Origin of the sequence: Streptomyces sp. LN549, from assembly GCF_043203805.1 — a bacterium.
Classification (GTDB): domain Bacteria; phylum Actinomycetota; class Actinomycetes; order Streptomycetales; family Streptomycetaceae; genus Streptomyces.
Map to the genome: position 1 here is coordinate 3,545,493 of NZ_JAZHRI010000002.1, position 15,428 is coordinate 3,560,920.

Annotated in this window: 16 protein-coding genes and 2 pseudogenes; 8 read left to right on the forward strand and 10 right to left on the reverse strand. The window is 70.7% G+C overall.

The window, feature by feature from the left end:
• Positions 1–145: 145 nt before the first annotated feature.
• Entirely contained in the window at positions 146–1,030 is an 885-nt protein-coding gene (locus SH922_RS15840; protein WP_393058601.1) for a DUF4190 domain-containing protein, read from the forward strand.
• An 89-nt stretch (positions 1,031–1,119) separates the two neighbouring features.
• On the opposite strand, the gene SH922_RS15845 is transcribed toward SH922_RS15840, so the two are convergent.
• The 5 genes from SH922_RS15845 to SH922_RS15865 all read right to left on the reverse strand — a co-directional run bounded on the left by SH922_RS15845 (position 1,120) and on the right by SH922_RS15865 (position 6,378).
• Positions 1,120–2,094, reverse strand: coding sequence for a HEAT repeat domain-containing protein (locus SH922_RS15845; RefSeq protein WP_393058602.1), 975 nt, complete (start codon positions 2,092–2,094; stop codon positions 1,120–1,122).
• Positions 2,095–2,190: 96 nt separating this feature from the next.
• Positions 2,191–3,192 (reverse strand): MsnO8 family LLM class oxidoreductase, encoded by a 1,002-nt coding sequence (locus tag SH922_RS15850; protein ID WP_393058603.1) that lies wholly within the window; start codon positions 3,190–3,192, stop codon positions 2,191–2,193.
• Positions 3,189–3,791 (reverse strand): hypothetical protein, encoded by a 603-nt coding sequence (locus SH922_RS15855; RefSeq protein ID WP_393058604.1) that lies wholly within the window; start codon positions 3,789–3,791, stop codon positions 3,189–3,191. The genes SH922_RS15850 and SH922_RS15855 overlap by 4 nt, the downstream gene beginning before the upstream one ends.
• Positions 3,792–3,827: 36 nt before the next feature.
• On the reverse strand, positions 3,828–4,676 hold the full coding sequence (locus SH922_RS15860; RefSeq protein WP_393058605.1) for an alpha/beta hydrolase fold domain-containing protein: 849 nt from the start codon (positions 4,674–4,676) through the stop codon (positions 3,828–3,830).
• Positions 4,677–4,806: 130 nt separating this feature from the next.
• Positions 4,807–6,378, reverse strand: coding sequence for an MFS transporter (locus SH922_RS15865; protein ID WP_393063582.1), 1,572 nt, complete (start codon positions 6,376–6,378; stop codon positions 4,807–4,809).
• A gap of 221 nt (positions 6,379–6,599) precedes the next feature.
• Between SH922_RS15865 and SH922_RS15870 the strand changes: the two genes are divergently transcribed.
• The gene (locus SH922_RS15870) at positions 6,600–7,268 is read left to right on the forward strand and encodes a TetR/AcrR family transcriptional regulator C-terminal ligand-binding domain-containing protein (protein ID WP_393058606.1); all 669 of its coding nucleotides are present in this window, start codon (positions 6,600–6,602) and stop codon (positions 7,266–7,268) included.
• Positions 7,269–7,587: 319 nt separating this feature from the next.
• Here the strand turns inward: SH922_RS15870 and SH922_RS15875 are convergent, their stop codons facing one another.
• Together SH922_RS15875 and SH922_RS15880 are read right to left on the reverse strand one after the other, a co-directional pair.
• Positions 7,588–8,334 (reverse strand): HNH endonuclease family protein, encoded by a 747-nt coding sequence (locus tag SH922_RS15875; protein WP_393058607.1) that lies wholly within the window; start codon positions 8,332–8,334, stop codon positions 7,588–7,590.
• Between the two features lie 132 nt (positions 8,335–8,466).
• A complete protein-coding gene (locus tag SH922_RS15880; protein WP_393058608.1) occupies positions 8,467–9,339 on the reverse strand; it encodes a hypothetical protein in 873 nt (290 codons plus the stop codon).
• Positions 9,340–9,445: 106 nt separating this feature from the next.
• Here SH922_RS15880 and SH922_RS15885 point away from each other — a divergent pair, with 106 nt between their 5' ends.
• The 4 genes from SH922_RS15885 to SH922_RS15900 all read left to right on the forward strand — a co-directional run bounded on the left by SH922_RS15885 (position 9,446) and on the right by SH922_RS15900 (position 12,774).
• Positions 9,446–10,030 (forward strand): TetR/AcrR family transcriptional regulator, encoded by a 585-nt coding sequence (locus SH922_RS15885; protein WP_393058609.1) that lies wholly within the window; start codon positions 9,446–9,448, stop codon positions 10,028–10,030.
• Between the two features lie 335 nt (positions 10,031–10,365).
• The gene (locus SH922_RS15890; RefSeq protein ID WP_393058610.1) at positions 10,366–11,445 is read left to right on the forward strand and encodes an MFS transporter; all 1,080 of its coding nucleotides are present in this window, start codon (positions 10,366–10,368) and stop codon (positions 11,443–11,445) included.
• Positions 11,446–11,553: 108 nt separating this feature from the next.
• Positions 11,554–11,988 (forward strand): GNAT family N-acetyltransferase, encoded by a 435-nt coding sequence (locus SH922_RS15895; RefSeq protein WP_393058611.1) that lies wholly within the window; start codon positions 11,554–11,556, stop codon positions 11,986–11,988.
• A 147-nt stretch (positions 11,989–12,135) separates the two neighbouring features.
• On the forward strand, positions 12,136–12,774 hold the full coding sequence (locus tag SH922_RS15900) for a LysE family translocator (RefSeq protein ID WP_393058612.1): 639 nt from the start codon (positions 12,136–12,138) through the stop codon (positions 12,772–12,774).
• A 23-nt stretch (positions 12,775–12,797) separates the two neighbouring features.
• Here the strand turns inward: SH922_RS15900 and SH922_RS15905 are convergent.
• Positions 12,798–12,906 (reverse strand): annotated as a pseudogene (locus SH922_RS15905) (IS5/IS1182 family transposase); the annotation flags it as partial.
• A gap of 49 nt (positions 12,907–12,955) precedes the next feature.
• On the opposite strand from SH922_RS15905, the gene SH922_RS15910 reads away from it, so the two are divergent.
• The gene (locus SH922_RS15910; protein WP_393058613.1) at positions 12,956–13,468 is read left to right on the forward strand and encodes a protein phosphatase; all 513 of its coding nucleotides are present in this window, start codon (positions 12,956–12,958) and stop codon (positions 13,466–13,468) included.
• A gap of 68 nt (positions 13,469–13,536) precedes the next feature.
• Here the strand turns inward: SH922_RS15910 and SH922_RS15915 are convergent, their stop codons facing one another.
• Positions 13,537–14,322 carry a GntR family transcriptional regulator gene (locus SH922_RS15915; RefSeq protein WP_393058614.1) on the reverse strand — a complete coding sequence of 262 codons (786 nt, stop codon included), beginning with the start codon at positions 14,320–14,322 and terminating at the stop codon, positions 13,537–13,539.
• Positions 14,319–14,861, reverse strand: coding sequence for a GntR family transcriptional regulator (locus SH922_RS15920; RefSeq protein WP_393063583.1), 543 nt, complete (start codon positions 14,859–14,861; stop codon positions 14,319–14,321). Before SH922_RS15920 ends, SH922_RS15915 begins: the two co-directional genes overlap by 4 nt.
• A 154-nt stretch (positions 14,862–15,015) precedes the next feature.
• Here SH922_RS15920 and SH922_RS15925 point away from each other — a divergent pair.
• Positions 15,016–15,405 (forward strand): annotated as a pseudogene (locus tag SH922_RS15925) (ATP-binding protein); the annotation flags it as partial.
• Between the last annotated feature and the right edge of the window lie 23 nt (positions 15,406–15,428).

Consider the following 15,428-nt stretch of genomic DNA (forward strand, 5'->3'; position numbering starts at 1 on the left):
CACCGGTTCACGGCTCACACTCCCCAAAACCCTGTGAACCACGTTGACTCGGTTCACAGGAAATGGTGTCATTGACCTGTCGCTGCACAAGGCGGCGCGTGGAACCGCTCACCACTCAACTCCGCACTTGCCGAAGGGCACAGCCATGTCCCAGTTCACCCAGCCGCCGCAGTCCCCGCAGTCCCCCCAGCAGCAGCCGCAGCAGCCGTACGTCCCCACCCAGACGCCTGGCCTGCGCCCCGCACGCAACGGGCTCGGCATCGCGGCGCTGGTCCTCGGCCTCATCGGCGCCGTCTCGGGTCTGATCCCGTTCCTCTTCTGGCTCGCAGGCACCCTCGGTCTGATCGCGCTGATCCTGGGCCTGGTGGGCCGGGGCCGCGCCAAGAGGGGCGAGGCGACGAACAAGAACATGGCCACGTTCGGCGCGGTCCTCGGCCTGATCGCGATGATCCTCTCGGTGGTCGGCGCCGTGATCACGTTCAAGGCGGTCGACGACGCGGTGAGCGACCTCAACAAGGCGGTGTCGGACACCACGGCCTCCGCGAAGCCGAAGGCGGGCGGGGACACCGGCAAGAACGCGGACGACGCGAGCCCCGAGGCCAAGGGGAAGAACGACGAGGCCAAGAAGGAGGACATCGCCGAGGCCCTGGAGGCCGGCGACTCAGCGGTGTACGACGACGACCTCACTGTCACGGTCGGCGACGCGACCTCGTACTCCGCGGGCTCTTTCGCTGCCGGTCACACCAAGGGCAACAAGGCCTACCGCGTCGCCGTCGTCATCGAGAACGCGGGCAAGGAGAAGTTCGACTCCGCGCTCGTCAGCGTCGAGGCGCGCGCCGGGCAGGACGGGGTCGACGCCGAGCAGATCTTCGACGGCAAGGTCGGCGAGGGCTTCAGCGGCACGGTCCTGCCGGGCAAGAAGGTCACCGTCCTCTACGCCTTCGACGCCCCCGCGGACGCCAAGAACCTGACCGTCGAGGTCAACCCCGGCTTCACGTACGAAGCGACCCAGTGGGACCTGAAGCTCTGACCCGCGCCGAAGCACCCGCACGCACGACACCACGGAACCCGCCCCGGGGCGGGTTCCGTTCGTGCATTCTCCCCGCCCCGCACCGGCCGCTACGAGGCCCAGCCGGCGCGGCCGAGGAGGTCGGCCGCCGCCATCCTGACGTTCGGGTTCTCGTCGCGCAGGAGGGCGCGGGCCGCGGAGCCGTAGGCGGGCTCATCGTCGGTGACCCGCAGCAGATGGACCAGGGCCCGCCGCCTGACCCAGTGATCGGGATCCCCCAGCGCCCGCGCGAGTGCGTCGGCCACCCCTGTGTACACGTCCGCCAGGGTCTTCGCCGCCTCCATGCGGACACCGCGGACGGGGTCGCCGGCGAGGGCGGCGAGCAACACGTCCCGGGCCCGGCTGCCGAGCGGGGGACGACTACCCAGGGTGTAGGCAGCGGCAAGCCGCTCGCAGGAGGAATCCGAACCGGCCAGTTGGTCGATGAGTTCCTCGTCGCTGCCCCGGGACTGACCACGGAAGTCAGGGGCAAGCCTCCCCTGCGGCAATCCGTCCAGCCAGTGCTCGTACCAGCGGAGAAAGTCCGGCGCGGGATGGAACACCGGGGGTACGGCAGTGTTCCCGAGGTCGGCGTCGAGGAGTCGGCCCCGGGCGGGCCCGGTGATGACCAGCAAGGTCACCTCCAGGCCGCCCCGTTGGACGACGGGACGGGTTCCCCCGTACGGATCCTCCTGATCGGCACAGAGACGCGCCCACTCCTCGGGCACACAGCCGGTCGGCCCCAGCGCGAAAGTCGTCCCCAGGCGCTGACGGGCGTCAGGGATGTCACGGATGTTCCAGCGCGTCAGCGGCTCAAGGCCGCAGTCCGGGCCGATGCCTCCGTCGCCGACCTCACGCAGGAACGTGCGATACGCGGAGGGAAGACGGATGCCGTGGACCGCCTCGAAGGCGGCCACGCGCTGCTCGCCGAGCGGGAGACCCAGCCGTCGGCCACCGGGCGCCCGCACGAAGGTCCTCGGCCGCGGGACCGGCTCCGGGCACGCTGCGGACAGCTTTGCGTGGATGCGGGCGACCATGTCGTCCATGGGTGCTTCTTCCGGATGCGGCGGCACTCTGCGCGTGCCGCGCTCGCCCGCATCGTAAGCAGAGGCGGCCCGGTACCGGGAGCGCCGCCTGCGGGTTCACGTCAGCGCCGGAATCATCTGCGGTAACGCGGTACGGAAGCGCGCGGCCAGGAGCTCGTAGGACGCCATCCGGTCCTCGGGGGACGCGGCGAGGGTGTTGATCATGATCTCGGTGGCCCGGTGCGCACGGGCCAGGGAAGCGAGGTGGACGTGGAGCTGCTCCGGGGTGCCGTGGAGGATCGTCGGCCGGTGCATGGCGGCCTGGGCGCGTTCCTCCGGGGTCCAGATGTGACGGGCCGCCGTGGTCGGCGTGGGGATCGGGCCGTCGTGGCCGAGGTCCTTGCGGGCACGCCACAGCAGCATGGCCTGGGCCAGGGCTGCGGCGTGGCGAGGATCCTCGGCGGTGACGGCGCGGACGGCCAGGACGGTCGACGGACTGCTCCCGGCGCGCAGGTGTCGCCGGTACTCGGCGACGGCCGTGGGGCCGTTCCTCGGAGCGAAGAAGTGGCCGAAGGCGTAGCCCGCGCCGAGACTGCCGGCCAGCGGGGCGGTGGAGCCGCCCGCGCCGAGCAGCCACAGGTTGCCCACCGGTTCTCCGGCATCGGCGGTCGCACCCGTGCCCGGTTCCGTGAGGCGTTGGTACAGGCGCTGGAGCCTGTCGCCGAAGTCGGCGGACGGGCCGCCGCCGCGGGCGATGCCGACATCCACGCGGCCGGGGTGCAGCCGGCGCAGCAGCGTCATCGTCTCGGCGGCCTTGTCGGGGTGGTACCGGGGCAGCAGGATGCCGCCCGTGCCGACCCGCAGGCGCGCGGTGCTCTGCAGCAGCAGTCCGGTCAGGACTTCGGGTGCGGTGCCGGCGAAGGAGCGGGATTCGTGGTGCTCGGCCAGCCAGTAACGGTGGTAGCCGAGGGCTTCGGCGTACTGGGCGAGCGTGACGGTGGTGCGCAGTGCGTCGGCAGCGGACTGGCCCTCCCCGATCGGGGACTGGTCCAGGACGGAGAGCCGGATCGTGGCCGGGTCGCCGTGGGCGGTGCCGGCGGGGACGGGGTGGGTGGTCATCGCGGCTGGACCTCGTTCGGGGTGGGTGCGGCGGCATCGGCGACCGTGGTCGTCGGCTGATCGGGGTCGGGGTGGGGGTGGGGGTGGTGACCGTGGTCGCGGAGGACGGGGACGATGCGCCAGTCGCGCTGGAAGACGAGGTTGTGCAGGTCGGCGGCGACGATGGCGCGGAAGGTGGGGACGAGTTCGGCGGCCTGCGCGGGGGTGAAGACGTTGAGCGGCCACTCGGCGACGGTCGCGCCGCGCAGGTGCGGGTGGTGGAAGCCGGCGCCGTAGTGGGCGTGCAGGGTGAGGGCGGCGATCCCGGCGCGGCGCTGTTCGGGCCAGGTCAGACGCCAGGCGGCGAAGTGGCCTCCGTACTGGTCGGGGCGCAGGCCGGTGGCGCGGATCGTTCCGGTGCCCAGCAGCAGGTGGGTGTCGAACTCGGCGAGGACCTGGCGGGCGGGGGCGTCGAGGAGCTCGGCGGCCTCACCGAACGCTGTCTCCTTGGACGGCCGGTCGGCGTGTCCGGCGTGGGTGCCTTCACGCAGGTCGGCGAAGTGGCGTACGAGGGCCTCAAGCGGTGCGGGGACGGCGGAAGGGGCAGCTGTGGTGGTCATCGCGGGGTGTCCTTTGCTTCGGTACGGGCTGCTGCTTCAGGTACGGGCTGCGCCGGTGGTGACGGTGCGCAGACGTCCGGCGAGTGCGGGAAGGAGCTTGCTGTCGGAGTGCAGGAGGTCGGCGTGGGCGGTGCCGGGCGGGTGGACGAGATCGACGGGGACGGCGGCGGTACGCAGCCGGGCGGCGTAGGCGAGGACGTCGTCCGCGACCGGGTCCAGTCCGCCGACTGCCAGCACGGTGGGTGGCAGTCCGCGCAGGTCGGGGGCGTCGAGCGGGGTGGAGTACAGGACCCGGCCACCGGCCGTGGGGGCCGGGGACGCGGTGCCGCGCAGAGCCCGCCAGGCGCGGCGCAGGTCGGCGGGTTGAGGGAAGGCCGCCGGGTCGCGTCGGTGGCTGGCCCCGGAACAGGCCGGGTCGAGGGGCGGGTAGGCGAGCAACTGGGCGGCCAGCGGCGCCCGATCCGGGTCCGCGCCCCGGTGGTCGCGGGTGGCCAGGGCGGCCGCCGCGGCCAACGTGCCGCCGGCGCTGTCCCCGCCGACTGCCACCGGTACCGCCTCGGCGCCCGCCCGGCTCCGGGCCCAGTCGAGAACGGTGAGAACGTCCTCCAGGGCGGCGGGATGGCGGTGGGCAGGGGCGAGCCGGTAGTCGACGCTCAGCACCCGCCACCCGGAGAGCTCGGCCAGCCGCTGTGTGACGGGGTGCCATTCGGCCGCCGATCCCCGCTGCCAGCTCCCTCCGTGCGCCCACACCAGCCACCCGCCACGGCCCGTGCGCCCGGTGCCGGCCGGGGAGTGCAGACGGGCGCGGACGGGCCGTCCTCCCGGGATCGTCACGTCGGTCCACTGGGCCGGGCTGGTCCGCCGGCGCGCGTTGGTCGTGTTCATCGGGGAGGTTCCTTCCGGGAGCGGGGTGGAGGGTGATCGGGAGGGGGAGGCGGCGGCGGAGCGCGCCGGGCCCGCCTCCGCCGCCGGTGGTGCCGGGGGCGGGGCCCTGCGCGCACGGCGGGGCCTGCCGTCAGGCGTTCTGCGCGACAGCGGGGGCGTCCTGCGACTTCTCGTTCGCCACAGCGGGGGCGTCCTGCCACTTTTCGTTGGCGCCTGCGAGGGCGTCCTCGGGCTTCTTGTTACGGAGGAAGAGCGCCGCGATGACGACCCCGAGGGCGACGAGGGCGGCGTTGACGGCGATGGCGACGGTGACGCCGTGGTGGATGGCGGAGGCGGAGGCGGCACCGGCGGTGGTCGCCGTGACGACCGTCGACATGATCGGGGTGCCGAGGGTGATGCCTACCTGCTGGGACATCGAGGCGAGCCCGGTGGCCAGGCCCTGTTCCTTGTCGGGCAGACCGCTGGTGGCGGTGACCATGAAGCCGACGATGACGAGCATGTTGCCGATGCCGCCGAAGAAGGTGGCGGGCAGGAGCAGGGCGAGGGCGGTGCCGGTCGTCGTACCGAGGAAGAGCAGTGAGGCGGTGAAGACCGTCTGGATGATGCCGCCGGCGATCAGGGCGGTCAGGGTGGAGGTCCTTGCGATGACCTTGGGGGCGAGCAGTCCGCCGGCAACGGTGCCGATGCCCAGGACGCCGAAGGAGATCCCGGCGGTGAGCGGCGAGAAGTCCAGCGTCTTCTGCAGGTAGAGGGTGAGGAGGTAGACGAGCGAGGTCTCGGTGACGAAGGCGAGCATGCCCAGCACGTTGCCCCAGGCGACGTTGCGGCGGCCCAGGGTCTTGAGCGGGACAAGTGGCTCGGCGACCTTGCGCTCGATCAGGAAGAAGGCGGCGAGGAGCGCGGCGCCGCCGACGAGACCGGTGACGGCGTGGGCGTTGCCCCAGCCGTGTTCGCCGGCCTGGGTGAGGCCGTAGACCAGGGCGAGCAGTCCGCCGGTGACGGCGAGCGCGCCGGGCAGGTCGAGCTTGGGGCGGGTGGCGGGCTTGGACTCCTTGATGACGGCAGGTGCGATGAGGACGACGGCCAGCGCCACGGGGACGTTGATGAAGAACGCCCAGCGCCAGGAGAGCAGGTCGGTCAGGACGCCGCCGAGGATCGCACCGGCGGTGAACCCGGCGGACATCAGAGCCCCGTTGATGCCGAGCGCCTTCTGACGGAGCGGACCCTCGGGAAAGATCGTGGTGAGGAGGGAGAGCCCTGCCGGGGTGGCAGCGGCGGTGGCCAGGCCCTGGGCGACGCGGGCGATCAGGAGCATCTCGGGAGTGGTGGCCAGCCCGCCGACGAGGGACGAGGCGCCCAGCAGCACCAGGCTCCCGATGAAGATCTTCTTGCGGCCGATCAGGTCGCCGATCCGCCCGAAGAAGAGGGTGAAGCCGGCCGCGCTGAGCGCGAACGCCGTCGCGATCCACTGCAGGTTGGAAAGGGAGAACCCGAGGCCGTCGCCGATCGCAGGGAGCGCGACGTTCAGGATCGAGAAGTCGACGGCCAGCATGAACTGGGCCACCAGCAGCACCGTCAGGATCAGCTTCAACCGGCCGGTCAGGCGCTGCGGTTGATTTTCCGGGGCGGTCGCCCGGGGGGTGGGGACGGGCCGGGACGGGCGCTGCTTCCCGGGGACAGCCCCCGAGTTCGCCTTAGTCATAGACATGACAGGAATTCCTTTCTTCCCGCCGCTCGCCGGCACGGCGGGGCACGGGAGGGCAGGGCGGCATGGGCTTCAGAACCGCAACCCCTAATGGGCCTGCCGTTCCGTTACGCCATGAAAGTAGCACTGCGGCTCGCCAATGGGAACCCTAGTCCCGATAAGATGGAGTGGCGCCGTGAGAAATCAGGCGCCGTGAGAAACATCAGAAGGAGATCGCCATGCCCACACCCCCGGCCACCCCGCCGGCCGGCAACCAGACGGCCCCGGCCACTCCCCCGGCCCCTGTCGGCACCGTGCGTCCCGGCGGCCGCACCGCCCGGGTCCGCGAAGCCGTACTCAAGGCGGCCGGCGACACCCTCGCCACCGACGGCTTCGCCTCCCTCGACCTCACCGAGATCGCCCGCCGCGCCGACGTCGGCAAGACCACCGTCTACCGCCGCTGGGGCACCCCCGGCGCGCTGGCCGCCGACCTCCTCAGCGACATGGCCGCGACCTCCCTCCCCCGCGCCGACACCGGCACCCTCGACGACGACCTCACCGCCAACGCCCGCCTCGTCGTCAAGACCCTCACCGATCCCCGCCAGGGCCGCCTCTTCAAGGCCCTGATCGCCGCCTCCCTCTGCGACGACCAGGCAGCCGAGGCCCTCCACCACTTCTACGAGGTGCGCATCGCCGAATGGTCGGGCTGCGTCACCGACGCCATCGACCGCGGCGAACTCCCCGACGGCACCGACCCCCACGCCGTCATCGGCGCCGTCTCCGCGCCCCTGTACTACGCCCTGCTCAACACCGGCCGCGCGCTCACCGAGGACGACGCGGACACCGCCGCCCGGAGCGCCGCCGAAGCGGCCCGGGCCGGCGTCTGGCAGTCCCCTCGGCCGAACTGACGTGGCGGGGCAGGACCAGGGCTCCACACCGATGGCGACATCGCAGGCCGTGCCGCCGGACCACCGGCCCGCGACACGCAGAGTTGGCCTTGCGATGTGCCCGCCGCCAGTCCACCGGACGCAGCCGGCCCAACAGCCGGTCCCACTCATCCCCGGTCATCTTGCCCAGCGGGTCATGCCGAGGGGAAGGGACAGCCGTTGGGCCCCGGGAAGGTCCGACAGCCTCAACGCCTCCGGTCCATCCGCCAGTCATCGACCAACCATGGCCCGAACGTACCCAGGCACGTTCAGCAGACCGTCTCCGGACTTCCCGGCCCCTTCAGGCTCCGCACTGCCGCAGCATCATCTGCTTGTCCGCCGCAGTCACCGGCAGCTCGTACTTGAGAGAGACCTGGGCGAACCGAAGCGAGTACGAGCACCGGATCTGCTTGTTCGGCGGCAGCCAGGACGCCGGACCGGAATCGCTCTTGGAACCGTTGGTCGGTCCGTCGACCGGGATGAGGTTGAGCGGGTCATTGGCGATCCGCTGCCGCTTGGCGTCGTTCCAGCGGGCGGCGCCCATCTGCCAGTCGTACGAGAGCGGCATGACGTGGTCGATCTGGACCTTGGTGGCCTGCTGCTTGCGCCACTCGATGGTCGAGCCGGTGTACGGGTCCTTGAGCGTCATGGCGACGACCACACAGTCGGAACCCGAGCGGAGCGCGATGTCCTTGCCGTCGCGAGCCAGCAGGTCGTTTCGCGTGTCGCAGCCGTTCCGCGAGAGCGGGATGCCGTCGACCGAGTCCTTCCAGGCGTACCCGAACTTGTCCCTCTCGTATCCGGTCTTGGGTCCGCGCCCCTTGGTCGCCACCTTCTCGATGACCTTCCGGGCCGCCGCCCGGTCCGCGTCGGAGGTGAGGGGGGCGAGGCCCGGCTTCGTACCGTCGGGGTTGTGCAGCGGGCTTGCGCCGAAGCCGGTGACGGACGGGCCGCCACCGTTCGAGCTGCCGGTACCGGAGGACACCTGCTCGGGGTCACAGCCGGTCAGGGCCAGCACCGCCACCACGCCCAGGGCGGGCACGATCACTCGACAATCGCGGGGAGATATCACTCGAAGCCGTCCTGACGGGGAGAAAGCCGAACCAACTCGGGAATCCTACGGACGTCTTCCCCGCCGGGGCGTGTTCATGGCATCCGCTCACTCCGGATGCGTCCGGAATCACACCTTGCCGATGCCCAGCGTCGTCTCCGACGGCAGCAGTCCGGAGCCGATCACCGCCACCCACAACGGCCCCAGCAGCTCCACGAGCCGCTCCCGTTCCTCATCCCCCAGCGCCCGCCACGGGGCGGCCGCCGCCTCGTCCGTACGCCGCTCGACCTCGGCACGCAGCGCCCTGCCCGTCTCCGTGGCCGCGCCGTCGTCCGCCAACAGCCCCCGCTTGAGCAGTCGTTCACGGGCCTGCGACCACTCCTCGTCGCTCCATCGCCGGCTCGCGAAAACCTCCGGGCGCGCCGCACCGACGGCAGCGAACGAAACCAGCGCCTCGACCGGGTCCAGCTCCGCGTCGGCGAGCGCCGCGAGGTTTCCGTCGCCGCGGTGTTCGCGCAGGACGGTCGCCGCCTGCCAGAGCGCGAGGTGCGGTTCGTCCGGCCAGGGCAGTGCGGCGTTGGCCGCGGCGAGCGGGCGGTCCGTCGTGTCGGCGGCCTCCGCGACGCGTCGCACGAGCGCGGCGGCCTCGGCCGTCTCCGGAGCGGCGGCCGCCTCCCCCAGCAGCGTCCGGTACGTGCGGTCGACGGCCCGGCGCCGGGCGGCGAGCACGGCGTCCGGCGAGGCGACGGACCAGACGGCCGGGACGTACGCGCCCACCATCCGCGGGCTGAAGCTGTAGAAGGTCTCCGCGACCCGGCCGGCCCGGGCCCCCGCCTCCCCGAGCGGCGCCGCCCGCCAGGCGAAGTAGCTCGGCCAGCGCTCGTCCACGGCGTATCCGAGCGCCGAGGCCTCCTCGAAGGCCTCCGGCGCGTAGTAGAGAACAGCGTGCAGGGGCTCCAACAGGTGCCACATCTGCCGTACGCGACCCAGCTCGTCGGACATGTCTCCGCCTTCCCCGATCCCACTTCATCTTGCCACTGACTAGATCCCCAGAGTGCACCTCGCTCCGCAAACTTGTCAATGACTAGATTCCGCGTAATCTGCTGTCATGAGCAGCGACCGCACCTACCACCACGGCGACCTGCGGCGGGCCGTCCTCGGCGCCGCCCTCGACGTCATCCGCACCGAGGGCCCCGCCGCACTGAGTCTGCGCGACCTGGCCCGCAGGGCAGGCGTCTCCCACGCCGCGCCCGCCCACCACTTCAAGGACCGCACCGGCCTGCTCACCACCATCGCCACCGAGGGCTACGAACTCTTCGCCGCCGCCCTGGCCGACGCGCCGGACCTGCGGGAGCGGGGCGTACGGTACGTACGGTTCGCGGCCGAACACCCGGCCCACTTCCAGGTGATGTTCCAGCCCGACCTCTGCCGCGCCGACGATCCGAACCTGCTCGCGGCGAAGGAGCGGGCGTCGGAGGAGCTGCGCGCAGGCGTCACCGAACTCCCCGCCGCCGGACGCGGCGACGACGCCCGCCTCGCCGGTGTGGCCGCCTGGTCCCTGGCCCACGGCTTCGCCACCCTGCTGCTCAGCGGCAACCTGAGCGGGGCGGTGGGCGACCGGGACCCGGAGGAGGTGTTCAGATCGCTCGCGGACCTGCTGTTCGACGATCCGAAGAGTCCTGCCGCCGAGTGACCGGCGAGGGGTGAGGGGCGCGTTTCGGACGTCGGAGAGCCCGGCTCCGGCGGGGCGCCGAGGGCCGGGCGCCTCCCTGGCACTGGTCGGCGGCCTCCCTGTTCTGGCCTGATCAGACGTGTGGCGGAGCGGTGGAGTCGTAGAGTCCACCGCCATGTCCATCGAATCGGCCCGGCCGTCGCTGTGGCGGAACCAGCAGTTCGCACTCCTGGCCTCCGCGCGCGCCGTCTCGGTCCTGGGCAACGGCTTCGCCCGCGTGGCGCTGGCGTTCGCCGTGCTGGCCCTGCCGGGCGCCGGTCCGGGGCCGGTTGTCGTTGGTCCTGGCCTGTCAGGCGGTGCCGCAGCTGGCTCTCGTCCTGCTGGGCGGCGTGATCGCGGACCGGATGTCCCGCTCCCGGCTGATGGTGCTGGCCGACGTGGTCGGCGCTGTGGCGTACGGCGGACTGGCGGTCATGATCCTGGCCGGCCATGCCCCGTTGCTGTTGATGTGCGTGCTGGCTGTGGCCGCGGGCACGGCGACCGCACTGTTCGCCCCGGCGATGGACGGGATGGTCCCCCTGGTCGTACCGGCCGAGCAGCTCCAACAGGCCAACGGATCGCTGCGCGTGGCTACGAACGTCTCGCTGCTGCTGGGCTTGGCCCTGTCCGGTGTCACGGTGGCCTGGCTGGGGGCCGGCTGGGCCCTGACGTTGAATGCCCTCTCCTTCCTGATCAGTGCGGTGCTGACGTCATTGCTGACGATCGGTGAACGTCCACGGAAGCAGTCCTCCGGCTGGGCGGACCTCCGGGAAGGATGGCGGGAGTTCTCCTCCCGGCAGTGGCTCTGGGCCGTGGTCGGCGTGCTGGGCCCGCTGGCGGCCGAGAACCACCTCGGTGGCGCGCGCGCCTGGGCGGTGATCGTCGCCGCACAAGCCCTCGGAGCGGTCGCGGGCGCGGGCCTGGCGGCCAGGGTGCGGGTCGAGCGGCCGATCCTGGTGGCGGTTCTGGCCCTGCTGCCGTCGGCCGTGCCGATCGTGCTGTTGGGGCTCGGGGCTCCGGTGTGGCTCATCGCGGTGGCGATGTTCGGGTCGGGAGTCTCCTCGGACGTCTTCGGCGTGCTGTGGTCCACCACGATGCAGCGGGAAGTGCCGGAGGAGGCACTGTCCCGGGTGAGCTCGTACGACTGGTTCGGCTCGCTCGCGTTCGCCCCGCTGGGCCTGCTGGCCGCGGGACCGGCTGCTGACGCATGGGGTACGGACCGGATGCTGTTCGTCTGCGCCGCTCTGGTCGTTGCGGCGACCTTGGGGGCCTTGCTGGTTCCGCAGGTGCGCACTCTTCGTTCCCCGGCACGGGCCGAGCGGCCTGCGGCGGCGGATCAGCCGGAGATCCGGAAGGCCGTGGGCACAGAATCCATGGGCGAGGAAGCGGCAGGCTAGAGCACGGCTCTGCCGGTCGTGGGTGGCTGCCCCGGGTCAGCCACGCGCCCGTGCACCTCGCCCTGCCGGTACGCCTTCGCGGCCCTGCTCGATGGATAGGCTCCTGCCATGGACGTCCGCGTAGAGATCATCCGGGAAGTCAGTCAGGAACTCGTCGACGCCTTCGGCCGGCTGCTCCCGCAGCTGTCGGCAACGGCCAAGCCCCTGGATCACGAGGCCATCGACCGGATGGTCACGTGGGACGCCAACACCGTGCTGGTCGCCCGGACGTCCGAGGCGATCGTCGGCACCCTGACTCTGGTGCTCCTGCCCTTGCCGTCCGGATCACGGGCCCGCATCGAAGACGTCGTCGTCGACAGTGCGGCGCGAGGCCGCGGAGTCGCCGCACTCCTCACCCAGGAGGCCTTGCGGATCGCCCGGGAGGCGGGCGCACGTACGGTGGACCTCACTTCCCGGCCGGATCGTGCTGCGGCGAACCGGCTGTACGAACGCCTCGGCTTCCAGGCTCGGGAGTCGACGGTCTATCGCTTCCCGATCGACTAAGGGGCTGCAGATCATTAACACGTCGTCTTGATCTTGTTGTGGGGTTCGCCGGTTTGGGCGAGTGTCCTTGCAGCAGAAGCTCACCGGCGCGAATTCCCGAGCACCCGGAAGCGAAGCAGTAGACCCGGCGGGGTAGCCTGGCATTCCATGGCAATAAGCACCGCCCTGTGGTCCTTCGCCCTGGTTGTAGGGCTTCTCACTCTGACTCCCGGACTCGATACCGCGCTGATCTTGCGCACCTCCGCTCTCGGCCGGCGCAGGAGAGCCTGGGGCGTCGTCCTCGGCATCCAGACCGGCACCCTGCTGTGGGGTGCGTTCACCTCGCTTGGAGTGACCGCACTCCTCACGGCCTCCCACCTCGCCTACACCGCGTTGCGCTTCATCGGCGCCGCCTACCTGATCTGGATGGGGGCCCGCATGCTCCGGGACACCTTCCGGGAGCTGCCCACGTCGGACGCAAACGATCCCGCCCTGGCAGCCGGCACGGACTCGGTCACCGGTGGCTGGCGGCAGGGAACGCTCACCAACCTTCTGAACCCGAAAATGGGCGCCTTCTACGTCGCCGTCCTGCCCCAGTTCATCCCCCCAGGCACAAGTCACTTCACCATGGGTCTCCTGCTCACCACGGTGCACATCCTCATCGGTCTGCTCTGGTCTGCCGTCCTCATCGGCTTCGCTCGTGTGCTGCATGGCTGGCTCCGCAAGTCCCAGGCTCGCCGCCTGCTCGATCGGATCACCGGCTCGGTCATCGGAGTCTTCGGCATCAGACTGGCACTCAGTAACTGATCACCCGAGGGTCAAGGCCCAGCGGCGGGCTGCGGGATGACCGCCCCGGATACCGCGTCGCCGAAGGTGCCCACGGATGGCGCGGGAGGATGAGGCGCGATCCGCGAGGACGACTGCACGGCGGGTCACCGGGAACACCGGCGCCTGACCGTGTCGTTGGTCCTCTGGGAGAGGAGCGCCGGTGAAGACGCGCCAGAAAGATCGCGACACCCCCGAACCACAGGCACCGTGGAACGAAGTCAGGCCGCGGTTATGGATTGGCGGACACTTCTGGGCCGACCCCGACGGCACTCTGCAGAATGCGATAGTCGACGGTCAATTCGACCTGGTCATCAGCCTGTTCACTAGAACGGGCCATGGCCCGGCCCTCGGAGTCGAGCATCTGATCAACGAGATCCCCGACAACCCGCTCACGGCCGAGCACCTCCTCTCGGTCCAGCGGCTGGCCGTCATCGCCGCAGAGGCCGTACGGAACGACCGCACCGTTCTCGTACGCTGCCACTCCGGCTACAACCGCTCCGCCCTTGTTGTCGCGCAGACATTGATCGAGCTTGGCCAGGACGCCGCCACCGGGATCCGCCTCATCCGACAGCGACGATCACCCTGGGTCCTGAACAACCGGACCTTCGAGCAGTACCTCCTCACTGGACTCGACGTCGCCTACCTCCTGGCCGGACTCGAAACCCCCACCTGACCAGCAGCACCGGAGGTGGAACACCAAACTCGGCCATCGGCGCCTTCGAGTGCGGGCCGTTCCGACTGTCACCGGTGTGCGGCTGTGAACTCGTATTGCAACTCGTACAGATGGCCCGCCTTCACCATGACGGTCGCCTCGATGGGCCGCTCGGCCTCGCTGTAGACGACACGCAGCGTGCGCAGAACCGGCAGCCCACCGGGCAGCCGCAGCGCCTGGTACTGATCCTGCGTGGGCACCCGTGCGGACACCCGGTCCACGCTGAGCCGGGGTGGGTAGCCCAGGTCGGCGAGCAAGGTCGGCGTGCCGCCAGGGATCTTTCGGCCCTCCGCAATCGCCGTCCCCCGGGCGATCTCCAGCGGGTAGTACGAGGTCACGAGTTCGACGGGTTCGTCGTCGACCATGAGGAGTTGGCGCCGCAGGAGCGCGAGGCCGGACTTCGGCAGCCGAAGCGCTTCGGCGACATCCGCGGGCGGCTCACACTCGACGACGTCAAGGAGTGTGCTGTGCGCGCGGGAGCCCTCCTTTGCAGTCTCGGTCAGCCATCGGTACGGCTCTCCCGAGCCCGCCGGAGCCATGTACGAGGCTGGGCGGACGGTTCGTTGGCGATGCTCGCGGACCGTTACCGAGGCACCGGCCTTGCCGATCACCAACTGCTCTTCCTTGAGCAGCTGGAGCGCCTTCTGAACGGTTGCGTTCGAGGCGTTGAACCGATTCTTGAGCTGCACGGTGGACGGCAGACTGGCACCGGGAGCGAGGTCCCCGCCCATGATCTGGTCCCTGAGGTCGGCCGCGATCCGTTCGTGCAGTGAACGGCGGTCGACGGCATCCGCTTCGGGTCTGGGCACAGTCATCCGATCCTGATCTCGTACCGAAGCTTCTGGCGTCGGGGAGGCATCACCATGACATCGGCCTGAATGGGCCGGTCCGCGTCGTCCAACGTGACCCGGGTCAGTTGCAGTACTGGTTCCCCCGCATCCAGCAGCAGTTGCTCCCGCTCATGCCCGGTTGCCACCCGCGCGGTCACGTCCTCACGCACACGGTCGCCGACGTGACCCAGGTCCGCCAGAAGCCTGATCGCCCCGCCCGGGATCTTGGCAGTCCCGGCCAGACCGGTTCCGCCCGCGATGTCCACGGGGTAGTAGGTGTCCGTCAACTCGCACGGCTCACCGTCGAGATACATGATCCTGCGGCGCGTGACCACATTCTGCCCGGCGGGCAGCCCCAGCAGCTCCGCCACCATCTCCGGAGCCTCTACCTCGCCGGCCTGGACGATGCGCTGGCTGCCCCGGCGCCCCTCTGCGGCGGCCTCCGCCGTCCACGCGTCGCCTTGAGCCGCGGAAGGCGCGGCGAGATACGGCACCGAGGTGCTGGTCCATTCCCTGCCGCCCATGTCCTTCTCCTCCGCACCGATGCCCTGACCAGCCTGCCGCATCACACCGTAAGGGACGCAGGGGGCACTCCCACAGAGTAAACCTTGCCGCTTTTCGGGAATAGCAGTAAGGTCTTGCCCACGTTACGACCCGCGAGCAAGGCGGTGAACCACCGTGTCCCTGTCGCAACAACGACGCTTTCCCCGCAGGCGCACCTCTGTTGGTGCCTCACGCGAATTCGTCACCGGCGTCCTCAACGAGTGGGACCTCTGCCCCCTGGTCGAGGACATAGAGCTGTGCGTCTCGGAGCTCGCCACCAATGCGTTGCTGCACGGCGCGCCACCCGGCCGAGAGTTCAGCGTCGCCCTCCACCGGGCCGAGGAGCTGGTCCGGTTGGAGGTCCGCGACAGCGGGCCCGGTCAGCCGATGGTCCAGCACCCCGACGACGATGCCTGCTCGGGGCGCGGGTTACGCCTCGTGAGCGCACTTGCCGACGACTTCGGGGTCGACGATCACGTCGTCGGCAAGACCGTATGGCTGGTCTTCAAGGCCCCGGCCGCACCGGCACCGGCACCAGCACCAGCACC